Annotated in this window: 1 protein-coding gene; it reads right to left on the bottom strand. The window is 59.9% G+C overall.

The annotated features are described in order from the left end of the window. The coding region (locus BP95_RS30605; RefSeq protein WP_036667215.1) for a condensation domain-containing protein at nucleotides 1–1,565 on the bottom strand (1,565 nt) is incomplete at both ends.

The following is a 1,565-nucleotide window of genomic DNA, read 5'->3' as shown; positions in this document are numbered from 1 at the left end:
GCGATGCGGTTGGCTCGCGCCTCCAGCTCGCCGTACGTCCATACCGCCTCTCCGCTTACGAGTGCCGGCTGCTCCGGCGTTCGTGCAGCCTGCTGTTCAAACAGCCCATGTACCGTCGCTTCCGCAGGCAGCTCCATCGCCGTATCGTTGAATGTCGCCAGCAGCTCTTCCCGCTCTTCGGCCGTCAGCAGTTCCAGCTTGTCTACCGCCACGTTCGGGGTGGACACGATCTGCTCTACCATCCGCATCCAATGACCTTGCAATCGTTCCATCGTGCCTTGCTCGTACACCTGTCCGTTGTAATCGAAATGAATATGCAGCTCTTCTCCCGGCTGAATCATCACATTCAGGTCATAATTCGTTTGTTCGTCCGCTTGAACCCCCGTAATTTCCAGTCCGCTTGCATCCGCTGACGCTTCCGCCTGCGCTGTTTGCATCGGGTAATTCTCGAACACAAGAATATGGTCGAACAGTTCTCTCGTTCCGGCGCACTGCGCCTGGATCTCATGCAGCGGATAGTAGGCGTACCCTTGCGAAGCAAGCGCCTGCCCCTGCATGCGGCGCAGCAGATCCGCAACCGTCTCCTGTCCATCGCACGTTACCCGGACAGGCAGCGTATTGATGAACAGTCCGATCATTCCTTCCACGCCAGGCAGGTCTGCCGGTCTGCCCGACACGACGCCGCCAAATACCGCATCCCGGCTGCCGCTGTAGGCGTGCAGCACCAGGCCCCATGCCGTTTGCAGCAGCGTGCTCACCGTTACGCCGTGCGCAGTAGCCGCCAGCGCGATGGCTTTGCTCTGCTCCCGAGGGACGATCCAGCTCACACGTTTTGCTTCATATCCTTGCGCCGCTTCATATCCTTGCGTCTGACGCTGCCGCTTCGGCAGCGCAGACAGCGCTTCGCTGCCCTCCAACTGCTCCTTCCAGTAGCTTCGTGCCGAATTCCCGTCCTGTTCGGACAGCCAGCGGATATAGTCGCGGTACGCGCGGACGCTGCGCAACGGCGCCTCTTCTCCGGCGCGCAAGGCGTTGTAAATCCCCAACACTTCTTCCATCACCAGCGGCAAGCACCAACCGTCCATCAACAGGTGATGGAAGCTCCATAACACCTCGTGGGTTTGCTCTCCTGTGCGGAGCACCGACACACGCATCAGGCTCTCCGACGCTACCGCAAAGCCTTGCTTCCGGTCGTCCGACTTCCACTGTGCTATGCTAGCAGCCTGCTTGCCCGCGTCGTACATCGACAGATCGCGATAAGCGATTGTAAACGGCCGCTTCCGGTACACGACTTGCAGCGGCTCATTTCGCCACTCACTGTCGATGCTCGTTCGCAGCACCGCATGCCGCTGTACGACGGTTTGCCAGCTTTGTTCAAACGCTGTCGGCTGCAGCTCGCCTTGCAGGGTCAGATGGATCTGATTCACGTAGGCGCCGGCTTGCGGGTCCAGGCGGCTGTGGAACAGCATCCCTTGCTGCATCGGCGTCAGCGCGTACACATCTTCGATCTCGCCTAACGCTTCACTCCGCTGCATGAGCGCATCCAGCTCTTCTTGCGTAAAGCC

Origin of the sequence: Paenibacillus sp. UNC217MF (genome assembly GCF_000686865.1) — a bacterium.
Taxonomy (GTDB): domain Bacteria; phylum Bacillota; class Bacilli; order Paenibacillales; family Paenibacillaceae; genus Paenibacillus_B; species Paenibacillus_B suaedae.
Note: the sequence above shows the minus strand (reverse complement) of the source record. Positions and strands in the feature narration are given on the sequence as shown.